Annotated in this window: 4 protein-coding genes; 2 read left to right on the plus strand and 2 right to left on the minus strand. The window is 73.7% G+C overall.

Annotated elements, in window-relative coordinates; genetic code table 11:
* On the plus strand, positions 1–280 hold a 280-nt coding region (locus D471_RS0102915; RefSeq protein ID WP_017597238.1), incomplete at its 5' end, for a vitamin K epoxide reductase family protein.
* 9 nt (positions 281–289) lie between these two features.
* Here the strand turns inward: D471_RS0102915 and D471_RS0102920 are convergent.
* Both D471_RS0102920 and D471_RS0102925 read right to left on the minus strand, forming a co-directional pair.
* Complete coding sequence (locus D471_RS0102920; protein ID WP_017597239.1) at positions 290–1,192, minus strand: serine hydrolase; 903 nt, start codon at positions 1,190–1,192, stop codon at positions 290–292.
* Positions 1,189–2,079, minus strand: a complete 891-nt coding sequence (locus D471_RS0102925) for a LysR family transcriptional regulator (protein ID WP_017597240.1) — start codon at positions 2,077–2,079, stop codon at positions 1,189–1,191. The genes D471_RS0102920 and D471_RS0102925 overlap by 4 nt, the downstream gene beginning before the upstream one ends.
* Positions 2,080–2,288: 209 nt before the next feature.
* On the opposite strand from D471_RS0102925, the gene bla reads away from it, so the two are divergent.
* The coding region (gene bla, locus D471_RS0102930; RefSeq protein ID WP_017597241.1) for a class A beta-lactamase at positions 2,289–3,062 on the plus strand (774 nt) is incomplete at its 3' end.

The following is a 3,062-nucleotide window of genomic DNA, read 5'->3' on the forward strand; positions in this document are numbered from 1 at the left end:
GTTCGGGGCCGCCCTCGTGCACTGGCTCATCTTCCAGAGCCTGTACCGCATCGGCGCCCTGTGCCCCTACTGCATGGTGGTGTGGGCGGTGACCATCCCGCTGTTCTGGTACGTCACCCTGCACAACACCCGTTCCGGTCACCTGCCGGTGCCCGCCGGGCTCCGGCCCGTGGCGGAGGCCCTGGCGCGCAACCACACGGTCGTGCTCACGGTGTGGGGGCTGGTGATCGTCGGTGCGGTGGGCCAGGCGTTCTGGACCCACTGGACGATCGTGCTGTAGGGCCGGCCGCTACCCGCCGCGCAGGTGGTCGCGCAGCGCTCGCGCCACCCGGGCCATGAGCGCGTCGGCCTCCGGTTGCACGACCGCCGACACCCGCGACTCGGTGAGGGCGGCCACCGCGAACGCCTGGCCGTCCTCGTGCTCCACCACGCCGATCTCGTGGCGCAGGTGGAGCAGCGTCCCGGTCTTGGAGGACCAGCGCGTCGAGTCGGAGGTGAAGTCGGGTGCCAATCGGTGCCGCAGCATGTTGGCGCCCATCAGTTCACGTACGCGCGCGGTCACCTGGGGCGGGATCCTCGACGGGGTCCACAGCGCGGCCAGCAGGTCGACGCAGGCCCGTGCCGACGCGGTGTTGGTCCGGGTGACGTCGAGCTGGGGGACCGGGTGGCCGCGCCCGGCTGTGCCCGCGCGGATCGCCAGCGCGTGGGCGAGGTGGGCGTCGGCCGGGGCCAGGTGGTCCTCAGGTGTCTCCCGGAGCTCACGGATCGCGTGCCGGACGGTGACGCCGCCGATCCCGAACTCACGGAGCACGCGGGCCACCTCCTCTGGCGGGACCCGCTCGAACAGCAGGTTGGCCGCCTTGTTGTCGCTCAGGCAGAGGCTGAGGTAGATCAGGTCCTCGACGGCGATCCGGATCGGGTGCCGGAAGCGGCTGAGCCCGAACGGCCCCGTCACGCCCACGTCCTCGGGGCGGACCTCGACCGGGTCCGCGCCGTTGAGTCCGCCCCGTCGGATCAGCTCCAGCACGGCGATCGCCAGGGGTACCTTGACCACGGAGGAGGTGGGGTACTCCAGGTCGGGCTCGATCCCCAGTTCCCTTCCGGAGGCCAGGTCCCGCACCAGGAACGATCCGCGCAGGCCGCCCTCGTCCAACTCCTGGCGCAGTTCCCTGACCAGGGACGTGTCGTTCATCCGCCGTCCTCCTCCGCTCCTCGGGCGCCCAGGCAGCGCGCGATGTCCCCGCCCAGGGTCCCGCGGATCCGCTCCGCCTCGTCTCCGGTCACGGCCCCGACCTCGTAGCCGCGTACGAGCCGCGGCTCTCCGAGGGGCCGCCAGCGCAGGCCCAGCTCCGCGGCCTGGGCGTGCGAGCACAGGAGCAGGTCCCGCGACCCGAACACCTCCGCCACGGCCGCGGTCAGCGCGGAGGCGACCGTGACCTGTGTCGGACGCAGACCGACGGTGTCGCGCACCCGGAGGATCCGGTCGCGCACGTGCGGCACGTCGTCCTCGGGTTGGAGCCACACCCGTCGGGGCGCCGATCGCTCCGCCCGGCCCGTCCGCAGGGATTCCAGGTAGACCGTTCTCGTCTGTGGTTCCTCGGCACCCGCCAGCCCCAGCGGCACCGTCCACCGCGCCTCGTCCTCGGGCACCCCGGTGACCGCGGCCCGCACCTGCTGGGTGCGCAGCAGCTCCGCCCTCCGCTCCGGCGGCGCCGGGTGGAAGTCCAGGTGCAGCCCTCGGCGCCGCGCGGCCGCGTCCAGCCGGGCGAGGGCGCGCGTGGGGCACAGGTCGGGGACGGCGAGGCGGACCGGGGCGAGCCGCGCGCGTTCCGCGTCGTGCTCCATCGCCTCGGCCAGTTCGACCAGGCGTCGGGCCGACGGCAGCATGTCCCGGCCGAACTGGGTCAGGGCGGCCCCGCGGGCGGACCGGTCGAACAGCCGCGCGCCCAGGTGCCGTTCCAGGGCGGCGACGCGGCGGCTGGCGACGGGCTGGGGAATGCGCGCTGCCGCCGCGCCGAGGGTGAAGCTGCCGCGGTCACTCACGCTGACGAACGCGCGGCAGGCGCCGACGAGGTCCATGGCCGCACAGTATGCCGTAAACGCATGGAGGCCGTCGTTCGTGTCTTGGACAGCATGCACCGGCCCGGGTGAGACTGCCGGACACGGGCCCTCCGGAGGGGGCGGGCGTGTGCGCGCGGCACGCGCGTCCGCTTCGGGACGCCGCCGGTCGGCGGCGGGGCCTGGTCCATCGGCACACCCCCACCACAGGGGAAGGAAGGCGTACAGCCATGTCGCATCACCTCTCACGTCTGGCCAGGACCGCGGCGGCCGCCGCGGTGGCCCTCGTCCCGCTGGTCGGCTGCGCGACGACCGGCGAAGCCGCTCCCCAGGCCACCGAGTCGCCCTCGTCGGCCCCGGCGGCCTCGCGGGAGCACGCGGAGCGGTTCGCCGCGTTGGAGGAGCGCTACGACGCCCGGCTCGGCGTCTTCGCGGTCGACACCGGTACCGGGGAGACCCTCGCGCACAACGCCGACGACCGGTTCGCCTACGCCTCCACCCACAAGGCGTTCTCGGCCGCCGCCGTGCTGCGGCGGAGTTCGGACGAGGACCTGGAACGGGTCGTCACCTACGCGGAGGAGGACCTCCAGGAGTACGCTCCGATCGCGAAGGAGAACCTCGACACCGGGATGACCCTCCTGGAGGTCTGCGACGCCGCCGTCCGGTACAGCGACAACACCGCCGCCAACCTGCTCTTCGACGAGCTGGGCGGGCCGAGCGGCCTCCAGGAGGAGTTGCGGGAGGTCGGCGACGACGTCACGCACGTCGACCGGATCGAGCCCGGCCTGAACGAGGCGGCGCCCGGCGACATCCGCGACACCAGCACGCCGCGCGCCATGGCCACCACCCTGCGCGCGTACGCGCTTGGTGACGTCCTGCCGGAGGAACGGCGGGAGGTCCTGGTCGACATGCTCCGGCGCAACGTCACGGGCGACACGGTGATCAGGGCCGGCGTCCCGGACGACTGGACGGTCGGCGACAAGACCGGCACCGCCGGCTACGGC

The sequence above is a fragment of the Nocardiopsis lucentensis DSM 44048 genome, assembly GCF_000341125.1.
GTDB classification, from domain to species: Bacteria; Actinomycetota; Actinomycetes; order Streptosporangiales; family Streptosporangiaceae; genus Nocardiopsis; species Nocardiopsis lucentensis.